A 25,314-nucleotide genomic window follows, 5' to 3' on the forward strand; every position below is an offset into this window, starting at 1 on the left:
TGCTAGATGCAAGTTTTCAGCTTACCTGCTTTGTATACCAATTAGATAGCTAGGGGGTTACAGCGTTCTTTGTAGAAAAAAGGGAGTGGGGAGTGGGGAGATGAGGGAGATGAGGAGAATTAATAACCAACGCCCCATGCCCCATGCCCAATGCCCAATGCCCAATGCCCCATGCCCAATTCCCAATTAAACCTTAATTTTGGCGAATAAAGACTCGTATTGTTTTATTGCTGATAGAGGTAAGGGAAGTAAAAATTCACTTTTATCGAAAACTTTGCGATCGCTCTCTAACAAACTCCATAATGGTTCTTGGATATCGGAAGCGGCAATATTTGTAGAAATTGGTGAATTACTTTTGGTCAGCACCGAAATTTGTTTAGCTGTGCTTGGTTGCCAACAAAAGTCAATCCATTGATCTGATAAAGTACTCTTAGTAGTAATACCTGCGGGACGTACCCATAAATCTGCCCAGATTGCTGTTCCTGACTGGGGAATAACTGCGGCAAGTTGCGGATAACGTCCCAGAACAGGCAATACATCGCTTGACCAACCAACCGCTAGCCAAGTGTCTTCCATAATTAGAGGTTCCAAATAGTTATTGGAACTGTAAAATTTCACCTGTTGATTTAATATCTGTAATTCCTTTTCCAAGTCTGGTACTTGGTCAAGATTGTCTGTATTATAAGATTTTCCTAGCTTTTTTAAGACCAAACCAATAACTTCTCGTGGTTGATTGAGTAGGGAAATACGCTGCTGTATTCCATCTCGCCACAAATCACTCCAATCTTTGGGCGTCCATCCCAATTTTCGCAACTTGTCACGGTTATAAACAATTACTGTACTACCCCACCTGTAAGGCGCACCCCACACCTTCCCTTGAGTATCCAAAATACCTCGCTCGTTGCGTGTTACCAGTTGTTTCCACCTTTGATCTAAAGCAGACCACTGCTTTAATTGGTTTCCCTGCACTTCTTGGAGTGGTTGAATCAATTTCTGTTCAATAGCTGCTTGTAGCCAGTAATCTCCCAATGTCACTAGGTCTGTGTCAGCTGCTTTTTGACCTTGCCTAAAGGGTATAAAGCGACTCCATCCCTGCTCATCGCTGCTCTTTGGCTTCTGCTGCCAATTTTGTAATTGGTGAAATAAATCCTGTATATGCTCAACTGGAGCAAACTTTAACTGCACCCGTTGTTGCAAACCTTTGTGGAACTGATTCACCACCTGACCAGGTATAGAACCTTTTAATAACTGTACTTTTAGTTGCGTCTGCTTGTTTCCACCACAGCCAAAAAGCAGTTGTGAAAGTGCCAGTGTGCTTGTACCTAGCAAAAAAGACCGTCGATCCATTGATTTTGGATTTTGAGATTTTTGATTATACCTAATATTAAGCAGAGATTTAGCAGTGGCTGACTAGCTGAAAAAGTGGATCTGGAGAATTATCGGTATTTTTTCTTGATAATACAAGTATTTTTGAATATTTGACTCAAACTAGCGATTTTTTGGCAAATTTCTACCTAAAGATTAATTTTTATCCATAAATTTACTTGGTGGTACTTATGGTGAAACTTTACTTGTATTTAGAAGTAATGATTTAAATGTCACATTTCCACCAAAAATTATCAATACTTAAATAATCCATAAGTATCGTTAAGGTTGGGAGTAAATTGAATAACATATAGAAAATCTACGAATAAAGGTATTAAATGGAGCTATTACAGCAGCAGATCCTGACTTTAAGCCAAAAGCTGGATGACCTGTGCCAAGTAATTGAGCAGCTTGATGGTAAAGTCACTCAAACTTTCTCAGAGTGTTCTTTAGCGAATACACAAGCAAAGGATAATTGCCAACAAAATGGCGCGGCTGGAGGCTACCAGTTTAAAGGACGTAACAATTTAAATCCAGAAATGGAACACAAGGATGTGTTGACAGATGGCATTTATCTAGATATGCATCGTCAAGGTGGAGATAATATAATAACACCAGAAATTCAAATACAACGACTGACAGCCCAATTAACAGCAGCGTACAATCGCATTGCTGCTTTAGAAGAACAATTACTTAGAGAGAGAATTCATTAAATTTCATCTCAGTTTTACTAATTAAAAAAATGGCTGGAGAGAAGGAAGTAAAGCCTTTAAGTTTAACCAATTCTGGAGTTTAAGTTGCATAGCAACTAACAAGCGGAAAGTTTTGTGCCTCTTTCTCTCTTAGCTCGACTTTATCCAAAATTAAGAACTCGGTTTTCTTTATCCAGCCAAAACCCTGGTTTTTTGGCAAATACTTTTTCCACGTTACAGATTATCGGTAAAATCTAAAAAATAAAGCTACCGTCCCACAAAGGTTTCAGGGTCAGTTTGAGCATCGTTAAAGCTGCGCTAGCAAAGCGCTATTTTCCGGCGCTTTGAACTTGACGCTAAATCCCCTTACAAAACTTAATTAATAATTACGAATTACGAATTATTTGAATGTTGAGCGATGGCTTTGTAAGCATATATTAAGTATCAGAAATTAATCCACCAATTAAATTGATAAAAAACTTAAACACACTCTTGCATATATATACGTAATAGTGTGATATATCTACCTGTAAGCTTTTAGTGAGTACTCACTATGAAACAAAAAAAGAATAACCCTAAAACTGGTGTTTTTAGGGTGTTGTATGGTTCAAAATCCAAAATTTTTTTATTAATCTGCGTTTTTCTCATTAGCGTTTTTGGCATCTTGTTATCAAATTGGTTGATGACAAGCCAGACAGCTTTCGCAAAAACTGACCTTTTGCAACCTGCTCCTACTCAACCGTTAGGCTATTACGACTATTTCGGCAAACTGCTGAGTCCTCAAGAAGCATCACAACTAGTTGCAAATAAGGGACTCAATCCTAATAACCCCATTTCCTATCAGCGGATAGGGGCAGTTAAAATTACTAAAGAATTAATTGCCCAAGGTGAAGATATATTCTTCAACCGGAAGATTAGTGATACATTTGGTTTGCAAGGGGTATTTGGTTTAGGGCAAGGGACGAATATTATATCAGATGAAATAGGTGCAGCGATCGCTAATTTGCGTGGACAATCAACGACAAACCTAAAAATTACCCTCCAGAAGGATTTAACTATAGGTAGTCGAACTTTTCCCAAAGGAACTGTTATTCCTACAGGTTTCAAAGTTCAAAAGGGACAAGTTGTTGCACTAGGAAACGCACCTAACGGCGACATTACTTGTGCGGTCTGTCATGCAAGCCTTTCTAAAGATGGCAAAATCCTTGCAGGAGTACCTAACGGTGAACTTGCCATCCCCCTTTTCATTGCCTTATCACCAAATACAGCCGCAGGGTTTGCACGGCTAAACTTTAACCCTCTAGACCCACAATACAAAGGCAATGGTAAGACTATTATTGACAGTAAAGGTAATAAAGTACAATTACCTGATCCTGAAAAGTTTGAAAAAGCCTTCGATGATGCTGTTTTAGATGTACCTTTCGGTAATTTCGAGAGTTCACCGGATGGTATTAGAGACACTACTCAAATCCCTAGTGTCTTCACGTTTAAGGATCATCCTTATTTATCTGATGGACAGTTTGCTGTGGGGCCATTTGCGGGACTCAGCGCTATTAACAACGCTGTTCACTCTTCAGAAATCAATCTGTTGGCAGCTGCTCAACTCAGTGCAGATACTCTTGGTATTGACCCAGAGGTTTATATTGGTACATTTCTTCAAAACGCTGCCGTTAAGAGCCTACGTTTACCAGAAGGAGTGATAGTAAAACCCTCTGAATGGCTACGGGGGGTAATTGCACCAAATCCTACACAAGCAGAATTAGAAGACCAAATTCCTGTTCCTGGCACAGGAACTTACCCAAACCTACGACCCAGTTTGTTTACTTACAACGGTTTAGTTTTCAGCCCAAATACTGGGAAGCCTGGTGATATTGCGAGTGGCCCTTTCTTATTTGCTAACAATGCTATGTCTGCTTTCCAAAATAGCTTAGTGCCACCTGCCAACCAGACTTCGGAAAACTGGCAAGCGTTGAACAGCAATTCTGTTAAGCGTGGCGCAAAAGTATTTGAGAAAGCCAATTGTGCAACTTGCCATATTCCGCCATTCTATTACTGACAACAAAATTTATCCAATTGATAAAATTCGTACTAACCCAGCTCGTGCCCAATCTCGCTTGGGGCTGAATAACTTGTTAGTACCACCCAAGCTATACACTTTTAACACTCCAGTTCCCATACCTGCTAAGGCTGAAGTGCTGGATGTACCGACGCAGGGTATCTCTGATACTCCCACAACTCTACCTAAAGGTATATTGCCAAAAGGCGGTTACAAAACTACTTCCTTGCGTGGTCTTTATTTAAGCGCCCCATATTTGCACGATGGTGGTGCAGCAGTACGGGCAGGAAGCCTGAAATTTGACTCAAATGGTGGTTTTACGGTTGTTAACAAGAGTGGCTTAGGACTATCTGGTACTCTTAGCCAAGGTATACCTGCCGATCCTGCTAGCAGCTTGCGTGCCCTGGTCGATCGCGATCTTCGTGCCTTAGTTGTGAAAGCTAACAAAGCTAACCCTAGTTTAGTGCGTAGTAACCTTGATGGCACAGGTCATTACTTCTACGTAGATAGACAGGCTGGGTTTAATTCCAACCAGCAAGCAGACCTGATTAATTTCTTGCTAGCACTTGATGACAATCCTGGAAGTTTTTAATCAAACTACGGTTGATATCATATTCTAATACCAAGTCGCCTAGTGATACATCATGAAGGCGACTTGGTATTACTTTAAGTAAGAGTAAGATGGCAGGCATAACGCAATCTAGATCGGAAATGCACTGTAAACCTTACAGATAGATACCTTTATGAGACTGCTTCTGGGAAGCTACTGCTTGCTTTCGCTTCGTCCACCAGGCAAAACCAAGAGCAACCAATGAGCCACTTACTGTATAGGGTTCAGGAACAGGACGTGGAGTGACAACACTAAAGCTGCCATAATCTACGTTGCTTGAAAGCTCTGAATAACCTTCATCCAAACTACTGTAAAATACGTTAACGTTGCCATTTCCGTCTTCCCCGCTTCCAGAAACCAGGTAAGAAAAACCGTTCTTGGTTAGCAGCGGCGTACTTGTATTTAAAAAATTATCATTGATTCCGTATGTACCTGGTGAAAGCAGCCCGATGATTGTCTCAGTAATTCCTTGGGCTGTTCTTGTCCCAGTTATTCCTGTGATTGTGTAATTGTTGTTTATCGGATCTAGATCGGTGGTTGTAAGGGTGCCGCTAGCGGAAATCGCTGTACCATTTGCTTGATAACTGGGAAAAGAGTACTGAAAATCAAATAGTTGTACAGCTTGGGCCGGAGAAGATGCACCGACACAAGTGATACCTATAACAGCACTGACGGTAGCAATACCAAGATTTTTGACCAATTCCATCAGATAATTCTCCTGAAAAACTAGAAGGTAAACAAAATTGCATATAGCAATCCTATTTGATTTGCTCCACCAAGAGGCTCAGATCCCCGACTTATTGAAGAAGTCGGGGATCTTTTTGTTCAGTTCATAACTCTTGCACGGATTGCTATAGTTCAAATTACTAGAAAGACGATCTTACGCATAAAAGACCTCTCCCTGGTTTTACTACGTAAAATCGTCCCTCTCCGACTCGGAGAGGGAAAGACTTTAATTTTTAGTTTAAGGCAGTACTTAGCCGTTCAAGTTGGGCTTCAATGGCTGCCAAAAGTTGGTGTTGCTGCCAATCTTGGCTAAGATGGGCGGCTATGCAAGCGGCTCCAGCACCCATACCTTCTTTGACAAAGCCCTGCTCATAAGCTCTCAGTTGGGGATAATGAGAATCAGCAAAGCTCAGATGAGTTGCTAATAGAGGAGGGGTTTCTCCACTTGAAGTTAAACTGTTTTTTCCTAAGTTAAGGGCTAAGTCAACTGTAGCGCCAGTAGGATCTTCAGCCACCCAGCGGGTTGTGCCTACAACTACTGCTTCTGGTTGCCATGATAAGGCGTAAGCTTGAGCGATCGCACTGATGAGCGCATAAACAGCCAACATTTGCGTCCCTCCAGCCAGCATCACACCACAACTACGGCTAGCAGCGATCGCCATTCCAGCTACCACCGCTTGCATGGGATCGCCCATAGTGGCGACAAGTTTTAGAGGATCAACTAGAGGAGATGAGGAGGATGAGGGGGATTCATCTCCCTCATCCTCCTCATCTCTCCTCATCTTCTCCAGTCCAGCTTGCACTAGTGCCCACTTTTGTGCGTGGTTACAAACAGGGTGGCTACTGTTAACTTTTCCGGCAGCATCTATACCTAAACCAGTTAAGATTGCCAGGGCAGTTGTAGTACCTCCGACGACGCACTCACCGACAATCAGATATCCCTGTTGGATATTGGCAGCTAGGCGTTCTCCCCAAAGTAGCCCTTGTTCAAACAAGTGATGTACTGTTGTAATTTCCATCGCAGCACCTCCACTTAAACACTTAGCAGGAGCGCCACCCAAATCAATTACTGGCACAGCAGGAAGCTGAGGTAAACCAGCATTAAATAAATGAACTGGTATCTTTAGTAACTCAAAGACAGCGCGAGAAATCAGCACAGGTGAAGCCCCAGCCGCCAATGGTGGTAAGGGATATTGGGCTTTATGTTCTGGGCCGTAATACAAAAACTCAGCATCGGCACAAGCAGTATATTTCCGATCCTCTGGAGTGCGACCAGCTGCTGAAATTCCTGGAATTAAACCAGTTTCAGTAAATCCTAAAACACAAGCAAATACAGGTAGACAACCACGATACCTTCGCAGCCATTGTTCACCCTGTTCTTTTTGGGTATAAATACTGATTTGGGAATTGGGCATTGGGATTGAGCATTAGTGAGGACTCATCATTTAACTAATGACAAATGATAAATGACAAATGACTAATGACTAATAATTATCCTTCATAATCCATGAGAACTTGTACCCAGTGTGGTGGGCGGGGAATGGGGTTGCCCAGGCGGTCAAAAAGCAACCATGCTGCCAGGTGTACCACAAAAAGGTAGATAAAGTTGTTGAGTATAATTAAAGCGATCGCTCCCACTTGAATCAAAAATACACTGGGACTCGCCAACAAACTCAAGTTAAAAAATACCCACTCAATGAACTCAGTCACCTGGGTAATCACATAAATCCACAGGTCTTCACCCGACAAAACAGACAGCAACCACAGCCGAAAAAAGACTCCTAAAGTACCTAATAGCGTACCCAAAGTGATAGAAACAATCCAGGGAACGCGACGACGACACCACGTAGCGCCCAAAAGCACGCCCATGAACCCGTAGGGCATGACAAACAGCAAACTACGGGCTGGCCCCATCAATACCGTCAGCAGTAACCCAGAGGTGAGTGCTGCCATCCATGCCGCACGTTTACCCCAACGCAGATAAACTAGAGCGATCGGCACTGGAAAAAATATCCGCAAAACTGGGCCCAAAGGAAAGTAAAAATTAATAAACCAAATTAGGCTAGCGGTACTGGCTAAAAATGCCGTTTCCACCATCCTTAAGGGCGCATCAGCTTTGATTTGAGGAGGCATTAACTGCTGTTCTTTGTCTAACCAATGATTGTGGGGAGTTGGAGATTCAGGAGATGGATCTTTCTCCGGCTCATCTGGGAGAGAATCTAAAATACTCATATCTGACAAGTTTATTAACAGATCGCAAAAGTCCCCACCTTCTCTGCGTTCGTACAGGGTGTCGCAGACAGATGCTAACGCGAACAATTTACTCATAAGGTGGGGATTGTCAGGGGGTGATAATAATTGCATTGAATATTAATTTTTTAGTCAGCAAAAAATCAATATTCGATGTATGATAGCGTTCGCGCAGCATCTCCAAGAGTTGCGCTAGCGAGTCAGACGCTCCTACGTCGCTAACGCAACGCTTACGAGCGTCGGAATCACCAATTTTTCGGGTATTATAGTTAGTGTCTTGACCATCAATGCCATAAGCGAAAATCAAGCTAATAGGTATATGTTGCAAGAAAAAGATTTGGGTCTTGGGAACCAGGACTTCTGCCCTTGGAGGGAATGTCAGACCAATAGAACTAGGGAGTCCTAGAGGCTATTCCCGATGAATTGGGAAGCCTCGTCTGTCTATAGGTTGAGGTAGTTCACACGATCATTCTTTCTAAGGCTGACAAATCGGGAATACAAATAGTGTCTTGATCCCGTTTAATCAAGCCTTTTTTTTCTAGCCTTGTCAATACTCGTGTCACCGTTTCCCGCGCCAGTCCGCTCAAACTACTCAATTCCCGATGAGGTAAATTGGGGATTTCGGTTCCGGTTTGCCCTTTTTTTCCCTGTCCTTCTGCCAAAAATAACAACGTATCTGCTACCCTTGACTGGCTATCAGATTCCCGCAACCGCAATCGGCGATTTACTTGCCGCAAACGTCGTGCCATTAGTTGCGCCAATCGAACTCCCGCCAAGGGTTCTATCTGAAGTAATTTGACAAAATCCTGAGCAGGCATACTACCAATTACCGTTGGGGCCAAGGTAATCACATCCGTGGATCGAGGTGCTTCATCTAGCGCCGCCATTTCACCAAATAATTCACCTTTGCCAATAATATTCAGCGTTACCTCTTTTCCTTCCAGATTGTAGGTGCGAATTTTTACCCATCCGTCCATAATAAAATACACAGAACCACCCCAGTCATTTTCCAGTAGAATCACTTGATTGGCTGGGTGAGTGCGGGTAACAAGATGGATGAGGGCTGATTCCACAGCAGTTTCTGGCAACCCTTGAAAAAAGGGAGCGGAGGCGATCATCCAGGAATTCGCCTGTGCTTGCAAGCTATATCGATCTTCCATTACGACATCTTTAATTCAAGCTGCTATGTACACACAACAAACAAGAGCGCCATTTGTAGCCTAAGCTATCATTGCACAGCTCCCTTTCAAAGAGAAAACTAACTATGCTACACAAGAAAGCGACAAAAAGTTTTTTTAAATAATCTTTACCTATAAGTTTAAACGGGGTAAAAGTTTTGCAAAAAGTAGTTTATAGCCGGCGGTTGTATTGCTTAGGGCTAGCTGCACTGCAAACTTAATTAGTTATGAATATAGGCAAACAACATTAATGATACTAAAGGGAGTAAATTATTGCTCAGGTATTTTAGCGATTTTCAAAAATAGGCAACCAATGACCTACAAAATTAAGCTTTTCGAGCAAAGGCTGTTGAAGAGGAGAAGGGGATGGGGGGACAAGGAGAAACTTGTCTGCTTGTCCTCTTTGATGATTGAAGATTGCCACGACTCCCAGTAATCCATAACATAATGACAGTCACAAGTCCAAGCAGCGGCTTTGGCCACTCAAAACTTATCCTATGGTCGACGCTGCGCGTAGCAAGATCCCCATAGGGGTAAGGTGATTGTAAAGTAATTGTCACATTAGTTGACATACATTTCTAGGTAAGGTGACAAAAGTGACTTTTAGTACAGATGAAATTCAAAAGCTGATCGCAGACATTGACAACTTACTTGCCAGCGGTAGCAAGCGCCTGTCTAGATTTCTGTCTGGTCAGGCACAAGAGCCTAAAGAAGTTTTAGAGCGAATTCGCGACTTCTTGGTGAGATTACAAGAAAAAGAAGCATTAGAGAGCAGCATCCCAAATCAGTCTTCTGAAGAACCGCGTTCGCCCTTGGCGTTGGCTCCGCCATCGCCCTTGTTAACAAAATTTATTGATCGCGATTATAACCAGTATCCACTACTGCAGCCTGAATCCAGTCAGGAAGAGAGTACTGTTGGCGCAGGACAATTAAAAAATGAATTTTCGAGATTGATTCAACCGTTGCGATCGGAATTAGAATTGCTCTTGCAAGAGCGAGCCACCCTCATACAGGAAATTCGGCAGCTAGAGCAAAAGCGATTGCAAAACTACTCTTTAGCGCAGCAGTTGACAAACCAGGAGCAAATGATTACCGAGTTTTTACAGGTACTCATGAGTCGCCTTGTGCCAACTTTAACACCACTGTTCGGACAGACCAGGGAAAATTCTGCCAGTTCTTCAGGAGGAATTAATTACGCAACCTCTGCAACTCAATCTTTATTAGAATCCTCTGACGATGTGGAGCGCTTAACCCAGCTAGCTAGGGAGTTAGATCAACGCCTATTATCACTAGATGGGACGGTGAATGTAGTCTTTGAAGCACTACAGCGCAACATTAATACTTATTACGAATCCCTATCGCAAGCACTGGCAAGAATGCATAGCAAGGGGATGCAAGGCGAACAGCTGATGGCCAGCTTTGTCAACAATTTGACCCAGCATTTGCAACAAGAATCCCCTAGTTCGCAGTCATCTTTGCTGGCAGGAAAATCTGAAACACTACCATCATTGACTGAACCAGCCGAGATCGCTACTGGAGTTGCACCCCAACCCTTGGAGTTTATACAGCCAAAAACTTCATCTTCACTCACAATTACTTCTGAGCAACAGGAGACTACCCTCACAGAGGATCTAGATGCAGTGCTGTTGCAGCTTGGTGTAGACTCATCTGAATATTCTCAAACCCCGACCGAATTACCGCAAGATATTTCTGCGGCAATTGGTGATGAAGTAGACCAACTTTACGCCAGTTTGTTTGATGCTGGTGATGTTAATAATCCCAGCCTCGATGTTCCCACAAATGACTCTCCTTCTACAGCCTCTCCATCACCGTTGAACATCGCACAGACCCCGCCTGTATCTCCAACCGTCGATTCTGCGGTTGTGGCTCCAGATACAGGTCTTTCAACCCAAGAGACTTTAGGAGAAACCACAGATTCATTAGAGCCACAGGAAGAACTATTTTTTGCAGAGGATACTGACCTAGACTCACCTGTTAGCTTCTCTACTCCACAAATAGACAGTTTGCCACAAATCGGCACTCAGCCAGCTAGTGTTGATACTATTAATACCCTAACTGACTTATTGCCTGATGCTGATAGCGAACTGCAATTGCCGAAAGTCTCATCTTTTGGGGATAATGCCACAGCTACAGCAACTGACATATTGCCTGATACAGATAATGAACTGCAACTGCTGGAAGTCTCATCTTCTGGGGATAATGCTACAACCACAGCACCAGTTACTCCAGAAGTACCAGAAATAGAGTTGGCAGAGCCTACCGAAAGTATCGTTACATCGGAAGTATTAATTAACAACGATCGCTCCGAGCTGTCTTCAGATAACTACATTGCTGCTTCACCCCAGGAAAACTTACTTTCTATTGAGTCAAACCAGTCTCCAGCCGTACCAGATATTTCTTTAGATGAAGAACAGTTGCAGCAATTAGATCAGGATTTGGCTAATTTCGATCGGCAGCTAAATTCTGAGTCGCAGCCAGCTACCAACTTGGATGTTTTCTCGGAACCACTTGATAACATTCAAGACACAATCCCCACTACTTCCCCTGAAAATCTCCAAATAGCAGAGAATACATCAGCTGCTGCTTTCTCCAGTTTGGCAGTTCCCCAGGTAGAAACTGAAAAAAAAAAGGAAGTCACAACTCCTGTTCCAGAAAGTTCTTTACCTCCAATTGCCAACTCCATAAATAATCCAGAAGTTTCGCCCAATATTCTAGAATCAGTCTGGTATTTAGGAATTGATTTAGGTACAACAAGAATTTCCGCCACATTATTAAATCGCTCAACTTTTGTTGTACATCCTATCTACTGGTCAGCAGAAAATCCGCCGGGAACAAGTTCCTTTCAGCAATCGTTTCGTTTACCAACAGAGGTTTATCTGCCTATAGCTTCTGTACCCCACGGTGAAAACGAAACTATCGAAGCACATGAACAGACAACACCTGCGGCTGTTGCCCAAGATAAAGTGCCTGATTGCTCGGCTACTACTCCTGCAACACCAAGATCGACAGCAGATCCGACGAAAAATAATCTCTACTCGGCGCAGTTAAAGCCCTATCTACAAGTAGCCATTCCCTACAAGAGTGAACGACAGAAATGGGAACCTGTTTTGCAATTAAATGAATTTTCGGCAGGGCCTTTGATTTGGGTTGTGCGATCGCTCTCTAAATTACTACTAACCCTCAAATCCGAAAAAACAAGTACCACCCCTAGTTTAATGGCTGCTGCTGTTGGGATCGGCGAACAAGATTTTCCCCAGATTATCAATAATATTGCGGGTGTAATTTGCACCTGTCCATCTAGCTGGTCAGAACAATACCGCTTTAACGTGCGGGAAGCTTTACTCACTAGCAAACTTATTCAACATCCGCAGCAAGTCTTTTTTGTCGAAGAAGCGATCGCTAGTCTACTTTCGGAACTCGATGCTGCTAATGGTGAGCAAGTAAAACTAAGCGATGCTCAAGGTTCTCATCCGCTAAAAACTAGCGAACATCCCATTGCTGGCAACACCCTTGTGATTAACATTGGGACAACTGCCACAGAAATGTTGTTGGTGAATCTACCAGAAACCTTGCAGCAATTGTCATACAATGATTTCATGCTCCACAGTTTTGCTTATGCTGGCAAGGGTATTGAACAAGATATAATCTGCCAGCTGCTATTGCCACCGAAATCTCGGCAATCACGCCTAGAAACACCAAGCGTTCGCAAAACGACCATGAGTAATCCTTGGCAATGGCAACCGTCAATTCCCGGTTTAGACCAAATGCGTTGGCAGACTTTAGGGTTGGAAGAATTAGAACTACCCAGAGTTGGAGAACCAGATATCACCGCTCGAATTCGTCTCCAGCAGCGTCTAGAAAGTTCTCTATTGGGACAGGCGGTATTGGATGCAGCATTAGCCTTAAAACTGATTTTGCAACACCAAGACTCTTTTACCCTGGAATTGGCCGATCAGCGGTGGATTTTGCAGCGACGAGACTTAGAAAGCCAGGTATTTATCCCCTTTGTGCGCCGCCTGAACCGAGAACTCAACAAGTTATTGGTAGCTCGTGGCATCCCCACAGAAGCCATTAATCAAGCTATCCTGACTGGTGGAGTGGCTTGTGTCGGGACGGTGAACCGCTGGTTACGCCAAAAACTTCCCAGCACTAAGATTATTCAAGATTTATATCTCGGCGAAAACGGCGCTCCCAATTGCAGCCGGGTTGCTTATGGTTTGGCAATGCTGCCTCTGCATCCCCAGATTTTAGATATACCCAGGCAACAATACACTGATTATTTCTTGTTTACAGAATTGTTGCGATTGCTACCAGACCGCCCCTTATCTTTTGGTGAAGTTATCCAGTTATTTGAGGGTCGTGGGATTAATACTCGCACTTGTCAACAACGGCTGCTGGCTTTTTTGGAAGGTGAGCTGCCTTCCGGTTTGATACCTTCAGTCACAGAATCAACCTGGCTTACCCAGAGTTCGCAAGAAAATCCTGACTATCAGGCGATCGCCACAGCATCACTTTTTGAAAAACAAGGGAATCTGACTTATCGTCCCAATTCTCAACAACTGTTGTCTTTGCGTCGCTATCTAGATGCAATTAAGGCTAGTAATCAGCAATCACTGGAGGAACCATATACGGTGAATTTCGCCTTAGAGGTCGATCTTTGAGCCTAGTACATCGCGCTAGAAATAAGAATAATACTCAAAATTCCAAATGCTCATAACGTAAGCATTTGGAATTTTTCAAAAAGGCGGAATTAAAAATTAAAAATTAAAAATTAAAAATGAATACAGCGTAAGCGTTTCATTAATTTGGAATAGGTGGTTTATTTACGCCGTGTTTTACCAGTACTAATACTTTAGCTCAGTAGTTTTTTGGATGTGTACAATATTAGTATCTTTATTTATTAAATGGCGAAAATACCATAAATTTACAACCTATCAGTTTAATTGAAAGATTCTGTAAATTTTGAATTTTTGGTTTTTATATTGGTTGAAATATGTGTATATTAACACTCAGTAGTAGCGACAACAGTAGTAAAAATAGCCTAAAAATCATGTCTATGTCTACACTACTAATGTAAAAATTCCTGTTATCAAACTAAGTTAGCCCTTGTGAATAATCTTTATCTTTATTCAGTTAATTGTTTGCAACAGCCTTCACACCCGTCAACGTTAAGCGTGAGAAAACGATTAATTGACATTGTTGGAGCCATTGTGGGGCTGATTGTTACATTTATGATAGCAATTCCCGTAGCAATTGCTACCTTTATTCATGAGCCAAGTCCAATATTTTATTCCCAAATTCGCTGTGGTTTAAACGGAAAAACTTTCCGCATCTGGAAATTCCGCTCCATGATAGTCGATGCTGATAAACTCAAGCATTTGGTTGAGAACCAAGCCAAAGGTCACATCTTTAAATCCATTGACGATCCTCGCATTACTCCTGTTGGTAAATTTTTGCGGCGTACTAGCTTGGATGAATTCCCTCAATTTTGGAATGTTTTGTTAGGGGACATGAGTTTAGTTGGTACTCGTCCACCTACTCCTGATGAAGTCAGTAATTACGATCCACACCACTGGGATAGATTGCGAGTCAAACCAGGCATTACCGGAGAATGGCAAGCGAATGGGCGTTCCAGCATCACAGACTTTGAAACCATTGTCAAAATGGATATAGATTATCAACACAAGTGGTCTGTAACTTATGACCTGAGTCTGATTATTAAAACTATCTGGGTGGTATTTAAAAAGACTGGTGCTTATTGAATTTGGGAATAGGGCATTGGGCATTGGGGAGCCAGCGCTGTGGGCGGGTTTCCCGACTTGAGGCGACTGGCGTCATTAGGCATTAATTATTTCTCCCTCATCTACCACTTTCTTATTCTGACTTCTGAATTCTTCTTTATCCCTTAACGCCGCTACCTGTTTCTGTAGGTACAATGTAACGTTGTAAGAACATAAATAGTAATAATACTGGGGCGATCGCAATCACTGAGCCAGCAGCTACCAACCGCCAGTCAAGAGAAAATGTCCCTGCGAGCTTTGCGACTCCTAAAGGAAGAGTGTATAAATTTTCGTTTTGGATGATAATTAAAGGCCACAAAAAGTCACTCCAAGCACCAATGAATACGAAAATAGCTAAAGTTACCAGTGCTGGGCGAACTGCCGGTAACATAATATGCCACCATAATCCTAACTCTGAGCTACCATCCATCCGGGCGGCTTCTTCTATTTCTTTGGGGACACTCATAAAAGCTTGGCGCAACAGAAAAATGCCAAAGGCAGAAGCTAAACTCGGAAAAATCATCCCTAAATAACTATTTGTCAAACCTAACTGGACTGTCAAAATATAGAGGGGAATCATCACGATTTGGAAGGGAATCATAATCGTAGAGACGATCGCCACAAAAATCCAGTCTCGCCCCACAAACGACAATCTTGCCAACGGATAGGCAGCTAAAGCGCAAAACAGTAGGTTTAAGCCCACAGTCAGTACTGACACCAAGGTACTGTTATACAGGTATTGTCCAAAAGGTAGAGAGTTCCACACACTAGAGAAGTTATTTAGTGTCGGCTGACTGGGTAGCAACTGTGGCGGCGAGTGAAAAATATTTTCCGTCGGCGATTTCAAGGCTGTACTAATTAGCCATAATAAAGGAAAGAGCATCAACAGTGCGATCGCTCCCAACAGCACATACATTAGCAGAATTTGCGATCGTGATTTTTTGGAGTTCAGCATTTGATTAATAAGGTAAATTATCTTTTCTTAAAATTAAATTATGTCTCACCATAAGCTCTTAGGGGTTAGAACTGGGGTCAAATCTTGGGTGGATGCTCACCCATTTTTACCCACATTTTCTGCACACTAATCAATTGTAGACGATTCATTTTTAAAGCCAAAATTGTTGATCTTCCTACAGATGTAATTCCAAGAATTTCTGTATCATCTTCACTCCAAGCAAAATGGTATGTCCACAATTGCTGTTGTGGATTAAATAATTTAACCTCATCCTGAGTATTAGGGTCAATTGCTGTTTTACGAGTTGCTTTATAACGATTACAAGATGGACAAGCCAAACAGAGATTTTCAAATATAGTTTCCCCACCAGCAGACAAGGGAATGATATGCTCAAATTCAAAAGTAGTGAGTGTTAAAGCTTCAGCAGTGCGACAGTAAGCACAACAATCAGCAAAATGATTACGGATTTCCTTTTTTAATTCAACAGGAATGTAAACACTCACGCTACTTGCTGTTTATTTTGAAAAATATTTAAGGTATATCTAGCTCTAGTTTTAAGAATATTTAATTGGTTAACCTGTGCCAATAATCTGTCTAAGGTTTCAGTTTCATCATCTGACAAATCATTCTCAGAATTTTTAACTAATAATTCCTGTAACTTTATCTGAGCTTTGGGAGATAAATAACTTTCTGCCAAAGCTTGCAACTCATCTAGATTTAAACCAATCAATAATTCAGAATCTACAGACAAGTTGGTTAGCAGTTGGTAAGTTTCTAAATCTAACAGTACTCCAACTTTTTCTCCCTGTGCGTTAGTGATATACTGAACTGAGTCAAACATGGCTTTACTTGAAAATTTGATTAATTTTATCGTAACCTATCATCAAAAATCTGGTTAAAGCAATTCACCTAATTGTGTTGGTGTAATTCCAGATATAATTCTGGCTTGTGCTAATTTGCATCGGTGAAAATGACCTGTGGATTGCTGCTACAGCTTTACGCCATTCATTAATTCTCGTTACATCAGATAGTGATTTTCAAAGAATGCGTCAAGTCAGGAAATTTCCTGTAGAAAGTTGGATTTGATTTATTTTATTTAATTCGCTAGTTCGTCATCTGACTAATTTGACGAACAATAAAAAAACGGCTAAAAGATTTGATACACTTCCAGGAGGATTAGAAGCAATTACTAAAACATTTGATGATGTGTCTTCATCATCTTGAATCCTTCAGCATTTCCGAGTCAATCCGGTTTCCGTAGAAACCGCTTGTAGTGGTTTATCCCAAAGTTCAATAGGTATTTGGAACAAATGGGCAAAATCAAAAACAATTCCGATAGTCGGCTTTGTCTGCCATTGCGGTAAACTGAGCAAGCGATCATAATATCCGCCGCCATAGCCCAAACGATATCCTTGATAGTCGCAAGCTACACTGGGGACGAGAATCAAATCTACTTCGGCAGCATCCAAGATTGGAGCATCGGGGTGGGGTTCAGGAATGCCATAAGCGCCGCTTTGGACAGAATCGTTAGGTGCCCAAATATGCCAACATAGGGATTTATCAACGCAGCGAGGAAATCCCCAACGGTATTTGGTGTTGGCAAATAGGGGACTGAGGTCAGGTTCTTGGCGAAAGCTGAAATAAGCGAGTATTGTTTTTGCTTGGGTGAACAAAGTAGAGTTTTGTAAATGAGAGCATAAGCGATCGCTTTTTTCTCTCCATTCTCCAACGGACATTGATTTACGTCTTTTAAGTAGAGTGCGGCGTAGTTCTGCTTTATTTAGTTGATGATTAACTTTGTTCATAAAAATTTATATCGTCAAAAAAATAAGCTGGGTATCACCCAGCTTATATCACTCTAAATTCACTAGTAAATTGTTATACAGCGTGTTGACGATACCATTCAATGGTATTCTTTAGCCCTTCTTCAAAGCTCACCTGAGCCGTGAAATTAAAGGCTTGCTTTGCCCGTTCAGTATCTAAACAGCGGCGCGGTTGACCATTAGGTTTGTCAGTTTGCCACACAATTTCACCCTTAAACTCCATCAATTTACAGATTAGAGTTACTAAATCAAGGATGGAGATTTCATAACCGGTTCCCAAGTTAACTGGTTCCGATTCGTTATAGAATTGAGTTCCCATAACAATCCCTCTGGCTGCGTCTTCTGAATACAGAAACTCACGGGTGGGACTGCCATCACCCCAAACTGGAAGTTGCTTTTCTGCTTTAATTTGGGCTTCGTGAACTTTGCGAACTAACGCTGGAATGACGTGGGAACTTCCGGGGTCAAAGTTATCTTCTGGGCCATACAAATTGACTGGTAGTAGGTAAATCCCATTAAAACCGTACTGCTGACGGTAAGATTGCAATTGAACTAAAAGTGCTTTTTTTGCAATTCCGTAAGGGGCGTTGGTTTCCTCTGGGTAGCCATTCCAAAGATCATCTTCTTTGAATGGCACTGGAGTAAATTTGGGATAGGCACAGATTGTACCAACACAAACAAATTTTTCCACTCCAGCTTGATAGGCAGCGTGAATTAGCTGGGTTCCCATGATCAAGTTATCGTAAAACAACTCTGCGGGTTTTTCGCGGTTTAAACCGATACCACCGACATGAGCTGCTAGATGTATGATTATGTCTTGCTGGTCAACTGCACGCTGGCTATTTTCCCAAACACGCAAATCGGAATCGTGCGATCGCGGTACTGTAATTTTCTCACGATCGGCTCCTGCTTTATACAGTTGATCTATCACTTGACGACCTAGAAACCCCGATCCACCAGTGACGAGAATCCGTTTATTTTTTAATACTAAGGCGGTCATATTTTATCCTCTGTGATGCGAATCAGAAGTGCAAAGCGCCCAGTGTTTGACGAATAGTCGCAATATCATTTTGAAATTGCGAACCATTTCCATTGGGTGAAGTATGACCCAATGCTTGTAAATCTGCTTCTACCATTAAGGAAACTAGTTCTTCAAAGGTTACTGATGGTGTCCAGCCCAAGTTCTGCCGTGCTTTGGTAGAGTCGCCAATCAACAACTCTACCTCTGATGGACGGAGGTAACGCTCATCAAACTCTACATAATCTTGCCAATTGAGATTTACATAATTAAATGCCAGTTCCAAAAACTCCCGCACCGAGTGGGTTTCACCAGTAGCAATTACGTAATCGTCTGGCTGGTCTTTCTGCAACATCAACCACATTGCTTTCACGTAATCCTTTGCATAGCCCCAATCTCGCTTGGCATCTAGATTACCCATATAAATCTTTTTCTGCTTACCAGCAACGATACCAGCCACCGCTCTAGTAATTTTACGCGTTACAAAGGTTTCACCCCGCCGTGGTGACTCGTGGTTAAAAAGTATGCCGTTACAAGCAAATAAATTATAAGATTCACGATAATTTACAGTTTGCCAGTGAGCGTAAACTTTCGCACAGGCATAGGGACTGCGGGGATAAAAGGGCGTTGTCTCAGTTTGAGGTATTGCTTGTACTAAACCGTACATTTCTGAAGAACCCGCCTGGTAAAATCGTACCTGAATTCCGGTACGATGCTGGTAGTCTCGAATTGCTTCCAACAGACGCAATGTTCCCATTCCTACAGCATCTACTGTGTATTCTGGTGAATCAAAGCTAACTTTCACATGGGATTGAGCGCCGAGGTTGTAAATCTCTACTGGCTTTACTTCTTCTAAAATACGCCGCAACGTTGTACCGTCTGTCAAGTCACCGTAGTGAAGAAACAACCGCACTCCCTCTTTGTGGGGGTCTTCGTAAATGTGATCGATACGGTCTGTGTTGAAGGTAGAAGTCCGGCGAATGATGCCATGAACCTCATAACCTTGTTCCAACAAAAACTCACTTAGATATGAACCATCTTGTCCAGTAATACCAGTAATCAACGCTCGCTTCTGTTGCGTCATGCTCAATTATCCCTTGTTGTCTTTGATTAAAAAGTTACAGTCAATCTGATACAACCTAGCAACTAATTGTTGAATTGCCTAATGGGAAACCTACGAGTTCTTGTTGTTATAAGACTTTTTCCGTAAATAAATATACTTAATAAAAAGTAATTTAACACGTAAATCTAACCTTAGATAGCTGAAGATTGTTTAATTATGTATATTTTATTTTTTACCAGATAGATCGAGAGTATTTTTATGTATGTTGTCTTTTTGTTAAAGCTTTATATATCTCTAGTTTTGTGAAGACTGAATAAAATAGGTATTTTAAATTAGACCTCTGGCAGATAGTTCAGTAGTGCTGAGTACTGAGTATAATCCCATAGCGAAGCTATGGGGATTGAAACAAGGACATATTTTTTCTCAGCATGAGTGTCTCGAAAAAAATATTTTTATTTTTTTCATAAATAAATTTAGGGGCGCGACTACCCTGTATGCTGAGTGCAATTAATGTTACTTTTTACTCAGCACTCATTACTCAGTACTCAGCACTATTTTGGTGAATCAAGGCAAAAGAGCCAAAGATCAACACTTATAAAAGTCTTAGTTTAAGTAGAAAAGCACAAATTATAGAAAGAAAGATCAGCAATTCTTTAGTCTTAGGGGAAGAATTGGTACTTAGGGGCATTTAATGCCCCACAGGATCGTTCCTAAGTAGTTACTCAGTATGCACCGTTATTTTTGGGTATAATTACTACATCAACAGTTTTCAAGATGATCCATAAATCAAGCCAGAAATTCCTAAATTTGACATAATGCAGGTCTATTTGGACTCTTCGAGGGTAGGGAATGTCATTACGCCCAGATACCTGCCACAAACCAGTAATTCCTGGACGGATTGTTAAAATCTCATCAATGTGATAACCGTATTTTGGCAGTTCTTCTGCTACCAAGGGTCGGGGCCCGACTACACTCATATCCCCTTTTAAAACGTTCCAGAACTGGGGAAATTCGTCTAAGCTAGTAATTCGCAAAAATCGACCAATTTTGGTAATCCGGGGGTCTTGTTTCAGCTTAAAACTGCTCTCAAATTCTTGTCGCAATTCGGGCGATGTTTCCATCATTTGCATGAGGATTTCATCCGCATTGCTTACCATTGTTCGGAATTTAATACAATTAAACGCTTTGTAATTTTTCCCTACCCGTTCCTGGACATAAAAAATTGGCCCTTCTGAGCTAAAGGCAATCAGCAAGGTCAAAATTAAGTACACGGGGAAGAACAAAATTAATACCGACAGCGAAAACACTATATCGAACAGTCGTTTGGCAAATTCTCCGTTTAAACCCTGAAAAGATAAACCTTTGGGCTTAACTTTTGGCGTCTTTGTTTTTTGACCGCGTTTTAAGAAACGCGTAGACGCTCTAGTGTCTTGCCTTACGCCTCGCTTGCCGGAGAGGAGTGAGCTCTGGGCAGTCATCATACTCCTTAATAATCCACACCACACATAGTCCCAATATTAAAGCCAAAATGAGGTGCTTCTGGGGGAAATTGCCAAAAGCCTAAAAAAATAAGACCTTAACCAAGACCATCATTGCAAAAACGGTCTTTTTTCGTTGCATTTGTTTACAAAATCTAAATAACGATCTGCAAAAATTTGCGGTGAAAACTGCGCGGCGTGCGATCGCATATACTCGGAATTGAACGAACCCTCATACATTTCAAATTTTTCTACTGCCTCCACTAAAGCCGCCTCTGTTTGCGTCCTGAAAAATATACCTGTCCCTGTATCCGCACAAGAACGAATATCTCGCACTGTTTCTAGAGCACCCCCTGCACCATAAGCAATTACTGGCGTGCCGCAGGCTTGTGCTTCCACTAGGGCAATACCGAAATCTTCACAAGCTGCATACACAAACGCTTTAGCCCTAGACATATATTTTTTTACCACATTATCGGGTTGCCAACCGAGTATTTGGATATTTGAGTTTGCCATCTCGCGAATCTTGTTCATTTCATCTCCTGTACCAATGACTACTAATGGTCGTTTTAGTTGATTAAAAGCCTTGACAATCAACGATATTTGCTTGTAACTCACTAACCGGGAAACTGTCAGGTAAAAGTCTTCTTTCTCAGACAAAAACGGAAATTCCGCAATATTCACTGGTGGATAAATGACTGTTGCTTCTCGCCGATAGCAACGCCAAATCCGCCGAGCTGTATGTTGCGAGTTGGCAATGAAGTAATCAACGCGATTGGCACTCAATACATCCCACTGACGCAAACGATGTAATAAATATCGTGTCACCCATCCAGGTAAACCATTACCCAGTTTGCTGTGGCGCAGATAATCAAAAGTCAAGTCCCAGGCATAGCGCATGGGGCTGTGACAGTAGCAAATATGCATCTGTTCGGGAGTGGTAAGGATTCCTTTGGCTACAGCGTGGGATGAAGACAGAATTACGTCATAATGCCGCAAATCAAGTTGTTCAATTGCCAAAGGCCACAAAGGCAAGTATTTTTGTATACCGTTGCGGGCATAGGGAAAGTTCTGGAGAAACGTCTTGCCAATTTGACGCTTGTATAAATAACTTTCTCTATTGCTGGATTCAAAATCGATGAGAGCATACAAATCAGCATCAATGTGATTCAAAATTTCTCGGACAACGAGTTCTGAACCACCGGTGGCTTTGGGTGTCAGCCACTCATGAACCAGAGCATATTTCAAGGGCACAGCTAACTTGAATAAATGGAAAATACAAAGGCTAACTTGATGACGTTAACTGAAAAGTTTCCCCTTGTGATTGATTAACGGGAAGCGCCCCAGATTAGCACATAAGACGGAATCTTTCCCTCAGAGGTTCCAGATAGATGCTGCAACCTGATAATCTCAGATTGGGCATTGGGGATTGGGCATGGGGCATTGGGCATGGGGCATTGGGCATGGGTTATTCTTCTTGTCCTTTTTGCTTCCTTAGTCCTCAGTCCCTACTCCCTTGATGACAACTGATATAGAAAGGGTGATTTTATGCGAATTTTGATTATGGGTGGTACTCGGTTCATTGGTGTCTATTTGACTCAACTACTAGTGGAACAAGGACACAAGGTGGTGCTGTTCAATCGTGGGAATCGGCCAGCACCTTCTTTACAGGGAGTAGGACAAATTATAGGCGATCGCACGGATGCTACTCAATTAAAAGCAAAATTATCACAAGAAAACTTTGATGTCATTTTTGACAATAACGGACGGGAACTTACTGATACTCAACCACTAGCAGAAATTTTTCAAGACCGAGTGCAACATTTTGTGTATATGAGTTCTGCGGGGGTGTATCTCAAATCCGATCAATTGCCCCACATAGAAGGCGATACAGTAGATCCCAAAAGTCGCCATAAGGGTAAACATGAAACAGAAGCTCACCTGACTCAATTGGGATTGCCCTTTACTTCTATTCGTCCTACTTATATTTACGGGCCTCGTAATTATAATGAATTGGAAGACTGGTTTTTTGACAGAATTGTGCGCGATCGCCCCATTCCTATCCCTGGAAATGGCTTGCATATTACTCAGCTAGGTCATGTAAAAGACTTGGCACGAGCAATGACTCAGGTTTTGGGCAATAAACAAGCTATAGGACAGATTTATAATATCTCTGGCGATCGCTTTGTCACTGTTGATGGTTTAGCCCGTGCTAGTGCTGTCGCGGCTGGCAAATCCCCCGATGCTGTCAAAATCGTCCACTACGACCCGAAAAAGTTTGATTTCGGCAAACGCAAAGCTTTTCCGATGCGGGTGCAACATTTCTTTGCTTCGGTGAATAAAGCGCAAACAGAATTAAACTGGCATCCTGAATATGATTTGATTTCTGGATTACAAGACTCTCTGGAAAATGACTATTTAGCTAATGCAAAAGACAAGGCTGATGTTGATTTCTCTGTAGATGAGGAGATTTTAAATAATTTGTAATTCGTAATCACGCTCGATAGCGTACCCCTACTCTTAAGCAAGCTAGCAAGAGCGTCTCCTTGAGAAGCGTTAGCGACGTAGGAGCGTCTGACTCGCTAACGTAATTCGTAATTATTAACAACTGCATTCCCGACTTATTAGAGAAGCCGGGAATTTGAGCCTTAGGGACTTGCAATTTTAAAAATACCCAATTTGTCGGGTACGTCAGGAAATAATACAACTGCTGCATTCTCAAGAGCTAGGCTGACGTACCTACGCACTATTACCCCTCATCAGGGTTAATGCCCAATTGTCGCAACTTCGCCGCTAATTTGTCAGCACGTTGTTTTTCTTGCTCGGCCCGTCGTTTTTCTTGTTCTAATTGCGTAGGAATCCAATTTCCCCTTTTCTTTATTAGTCAGGTAAACCTTTTTTATAATTACTTTAAAGCTACTAAAACTAGTTTCTGTAAATACTGTTGTTGGTTAATAAAATGAGCCAGGTTTTGCAATATCCACTCCAGAATGTTCTAGAAACCCGTGCCCGCTTGGGTGAAGGTCCTATCTGGGACTCTACCCAAAACCTAATTTACTGGGTTGATATCTACAACCATCGGGTACATCAGTTCAATCCTGCCACAGGGAAAGACTTGTTTTTTGATGTGGGAGATGTAGTAGGCGCGATCGCAACAGCAGGTAAAAATAGATTAATTATGGCACTGCGTCATCACTTGGCGTTTCTCAACACCCAGACGGGTGAAGTTACTCCCATTTTGGAGATTGAAGGAAATCTCCCAGATAACCGCCTCAATGATGGCAAATGTGACCCCCAAGGTCGCTTTTGGTTCGGCTCAATGTCTTCTATAGAAAAACCCCAGGCTAGCCTCTATCGTTATGATGCTGATGGCTCATTACATGTGATGGAAACAGGATTGACTATCTCTAATGGCTTGGGTTGGAGTCCAGATCAAAAGACATTTTATTTGGCTGATTCTCCTGATCAAAAAATATATGCTTATGACTTTGATTCAGTAACAGGCAATATTATCAACCGTCGAATTTTTGTTGATTTAACTCATGAATCTTTCCATCCAGATGGGTTAACAATAGATAGTCAAGGAAATATTTGGTCAGCTATGTGGAATGGATGGTATGTGATTCGTTTCAATCCCAAGGGTGAAGAGATATTGCGGATTAATCTACCCGTTCCACTCGTAACGAGTTGTACCTTTGGTGGCGAAGATTTGCAAACACTTTACATCACTACTGCTTCAGTTGGACTTAGCCAAGCCGAGATTGACAAAAGTTTCTACTCTGGTGATTTGTTTGCTCTCAAAACTGATGTTACTGGATTACCTAGCTATAATTTTTAGGGATTGAGGAATTGAGGATTAGAGAATATAGTAAACAGGACTTACGCAACTGTCACAAGCAATGGCGCTAGCAATCTTGCCGCGCACCAAACAACTAAACAATAAACATGGAAATAGCCGGATGTTTGAATTGTTGAACTAAATAATTTGATAACAATCCATACTTAATTTTATAAATTTTTGACCAGTTTTCTAAGCTAAATCTTTGAGCCGAAGCCAGACTAAAATAGCGCAGACAATATAATTTCTTTTAATACGATTCTGGCAATATTGACAACATTCAATGCATGTACTATTATATGACGCTCGCATTATGCCAGATGCATAAGTCCTGATGGTTTTAAATAAGTCAATAATGAATTCGGCTAGTGCCGCTGCGTGGAAGTCAAAAGTCAAAGTATTGTAGCTGAAGGGGTGACAAGGAGGCGGAAGCATGAGAAATAGTGGAGTGTAGCGATTTT

At 41.9% G+C, this 25,314-nt stretch carries 22 protein-coding genes; 8 read left to right on the top strand and 14 right to left on the bottom strand.

The genetic code is table 11. From position 1 onward, the window contains the following. Positions 1 to 186: 186 nt before the first annotated feature. The gene (locus HWQ58_RS19175; RefSeq protein ID WP_292865947.1) at positions 187 to 1,347 is read right to left on the bottom strand and encodes an extracellular solute-binding protein; all 1,161 of its coding nucleotides are present in this window, start codon (positions 1,345 to 1,347) and stop codon (positions 187 to 189) included. A 356-nt stretch (positions 1,348 to 1,703) separates the two neighbouring features. Here HWQ58_RS19175 and HWQ58_RS19180 point away from each other — a divergent pair, with 356 nt between their 5' ends. From HWQ58_RS19180 to HWQ58_RS19190, 3 genes are all read left to right on the top strand, one after another. Then, positions 1,704 to 2,078: a hypothetical protein gene (locus HWQ58_RS19180; RefSeq protein ID WP_292865951.1), complete on the top strand. Its 375-nt coding sequence runs from the start codon at positions 1,704 to 1,706 to the stop codon at positions 2,076 to 2,078. A gap of 532 nt (positions 2,079 to 2,610) precedes the next feature. Further along, complete coding sequence (locus HWQ58_RS19185) at positions 2,611 to 4,113, top strand: hypothetical protein (RefSeq protein ID WP_292865954.1); 1,503 nt, start codon at positions 2,611 to 2,613, stop codon at positions 4,111 to 4,113. Further along, a complete protein-coding gene (locus tag HWQ58_RS19190) occupies positions 4,079 to 4,705 on the top strand; it encodes a hypothetical protein (RefSeq protein ID WP_292865957.1) in 627 nt (208 codons plus the stop codon). Before HWQ58_RS19185 ends, HWQ58_RS19190 begins: the two co-directional genes overlap by 35 nt. Before the next feature lie 133 nt (positions 4,706 to 4,838). Here the strand turns inward: HWQ58_RS19190 and HWQ58_RS19195 are convergent, their stop codons facing one another. From HWQ58_RS19195 to HWQ58_RS19215, 5 genes are all read right to left on the bottom strand, one after another. Then, complete coding sequence (locus tag HWQ58_RS19195) at positions 4,839 to 5,429, bottom strand: PEP-CTERM sorting domain-containing protein (protein ID WP_292865960.1); 591 nt, start codon at positions 5,427 to 5,429, stop codon at positions 4,839 to 4,841. A 253-nt stretch (positions 5,430 to 5,682) separates the two neighbouring features. Next, a complete protein-coding gene (gene cobT, locus HWQ58_RS19200; RefSeq protein WP_292865963.1) occupies positions 5,683 to 6,864 on the bottom strand; it encodes a nicotinate mononucleotide-dependent phosphoribosyltransferase CobT in 1,182 nt (393 codons plus the stop codon). 76 nt (positions 6,865 to 6,940) lie between these two features. Beyond that, a complete protein-coding gene (locus HWQ58_RS19205) occupies positions 6,941 to 7,681 on the bottom strand; it encodes a DUF2232 domain-containing protein (RefSeq protein WP_292866000.1) in 741 nt (246 codons plus the stop codon). Between the two features lie 109 nt (positions 7,682 to 7,790). Beyond that, positions 7,791 to 8,027, bottom strand: a complete 237-nt coding sequence (locus HWQ58_RS19210) for a hypothetical protein (protein ID WP_292865965.1) — start codon at positions 8,025 to 8,027, stop codon at positions 7,791 to 7,793. A gap of 130 nt (positions 8,028 to 8,157) precedes the next feature. Further along, complete coding sequence (locus HWQ58_RS19215) at positions 8,158 to 8,859, bottom strand: Crp/Fnr family transcriptional regulator (protein ID WP_292865967.1); 702 nt, start codon at positions 8,857 to 8,859, stop codon at positions 8,158 to 8,160. Positions 8,860 to 9,473: 614 nt separating this feature from the next. On the opposite strand from HWQ58_RS19215, the gene HWQ58_RS19220 reads away from it, so the two are divergent. Then, complete coding sequence (locus HWQ58_RS19220; RefSeq protein WP_292865970.1) at positions 9,474 to 13,559, top strand: hypothetical protein; 4,086 nt, start codon at positions 9,474 to 9,476, stop codon at positions 13,557 to 13,559. Positions 13,560 to 14,006: 447 nt separating this feature from the next. Beyond that, the gene (locus HWQ58_RS19225; RefSeq protein WP_292865973.1) at positions 14,007 to 14,660 is read left to right on the top strand and encodes a sugar transferase; all 654 of its coding nucleotides are present in this window, start codon (positions 14,007 to 14,009) and stop codon (positions 14,658 to 14,660) included. Positions 14,661 to 14,796: 136 nt separating this feature from the next. On the opposite strand, the gene HWQ58_RS19230 is transcribed toward HWQ58_RS19225, so the two are convergent. The 3 genes from HWQ58_RS19230 to HWQ58_RS19240 form a co-directional block, all read right to left on the bottom strand. Continuing rightward, positions 14,797 to 15,633 carry a carbohydrate ABC transporter permease gene (locus HWQ58_RS19230; protein WP_292865975.1) on the bottom strand — a complete coding sequence of 279 codons (837 nt, stop codon included), beginning with the start codon at positions 15,631 to 15,633 and terminating at the stop codon, positions 14,797 to 14,799. Between the two features lie 77 nt (positions 15,634 to 15,710). After that, a complete protein-coding gene (locus tag HWQ58_RS19235; protein WP_292865977.1) occupies positions 15,711 to 16,136 on the bottom strand; it encodes an HNH endonuclease signature motif containing protein in 426 nt (141 codons plus the stop codon). Further along, entirely contained in the window at positions 16,133 to 16,474 is a 342-nt protein-coding gene (locus tag HWQ58_RS19240; protein WP_292865979.1) for a hypothetical protein, read from the bottom strand. The genes HWQ58_RS19235 and HWQ58_RS19240 overlap by 4 nt, the downstream gene beginning before the upstream one ends. Positions 16,475 to 16,581: 107 nt before the next feature. On the opposite strand from HWQ58_RS19240, the gene HWQ58_RS19245 reads away from it, so the two are divergent. Beyond that, positions 16,582 to 16,719, top strand: coding sequence for a PIN domain-containing protein (locus tag HWQ58_RS19245; protein ID WP_366838242.1), 138 nt, complete (start codon positions 16,582 to 16,584; stop codon positions 16,717 to 16,719). Positions 16,720 to 16,862: 143 nt separating this feature from the next. Here HWQ58_RS19245 and HWQ58_RS19250 read toward each other — a convergent pair whose 3' ends face one another. The 5 genes from HWQ58_RS19250 to HWQ58_RS19270 all read right to left on the bottom strand — a co-directional run bounded on the left by HWQ58_RS19250 (position 16,863) and on the right by HWQ58_RS19270 (position 22,269). Further along, a complete protein-coding gene (locus tag HWQ58_RS19250) occupies positions 16,863 to 17,438 on the bottom strand; it encodes a 5-formyltetrahydrofolate cyclo-ligase (protein WP_292865982.1) in 576 nt (191 codons plus the stop codon). 73 nt (positions 17,439 to 17,511) lie between these two features. Further along, positions 17,512 to 18,456, bottom strand: coding sequence for a GDP-L-fucose synthase (locus tag HWQ58_RS19255; RefSeq protein WP_292865985.1), 945 nt, complete (start codon positions 18,454 to 18,456; stop codon positions 17,512 to 17,514). A 22-nt stretch (positions 18,457 to 18,478) separates the two neighbouring features. Then, positions 18,479 to 19,558, bottom strand: a complete 1,080-nt coding sequence (gene gmd, locus HWQ58_RS19260) for a GDP-mannose 4,6-dehydratase (RefSeq protein ID WP_292865988.1) — start codon at positions 19,556 to 19,558, stop codon at positions 18,479 to 18,481. 701 nt (positions 19,559 to 20,259) lie between these two features. Further along, the gene (locus HWQ58_RS19265; protein WP_292866002.1) at positions 20,260 to 21,015 is read right to left on the bottom strand and encodes a sugar transferase; all 756 of its coding nucleotides are present in this window, start codon (positions 21,013 to 21,015) and stop codon (positions 20,260 to 20,262) included. A 111-nt stretch (positions 21,016 to 21,126) separates the two neighbouring features. Next, on the bottom strand, positions 21,127 to 22,269 hold the full coding sequence (locus tag HWQ58_RS19270) for a glycosyltransferase (RefSeq protein WP_292865992.1): 1,143 nt from the start codon (positions 22,267 to 22,269) through the stop codon (positions 21,127 to 21,129). Between the two features lie 294 nt (positions 22,270 to 22,563). Here HWQ58_RS19270 and HWQ58_RS19275 point away from each other — a divergent pair, with 294 nt between their 5' ends. Both HWQ58_RS19275 and HWQ58_RS19280 read left to right on the top strand, forming a co-directional pair. Beyond that, complete coding sequence (locus HWQ58_RS19275; RefSeq protein WP_292865994.1) at positions 22,564 to 23,502, top strand: NAD-dependent epimerase/dehydratase family protein; 939 nt, start codon at positions 22,564 to 22,566, stop codon at positions 23,500 to 23,502. 472 nt (positions 23,503 to 23,974) lie between these two features. Further along, positions 23,975 to 24,853 (top strand): SMP-30/gluconolactonase/LRE family protein, encoded by an 879-nt coding sequence (locus tag HWQ58_RS19280; RefSeq protein ID WP_292865997.1) that lies wholly within the window; start codon positions 23,975 to 23,977, stop codon positions 24,851 to 24,853. Positions 24,854 to 25,314: the final 461 nt, after the last annotated feature.

Source organism: Nostoc sp. LPT (assembly GCF_017115165.1).
GTDB lineage: Bacteria > Cyanobacteriota > Cyanobacteriia > Cyanobacteriales > Nostocaceae > Nostoc.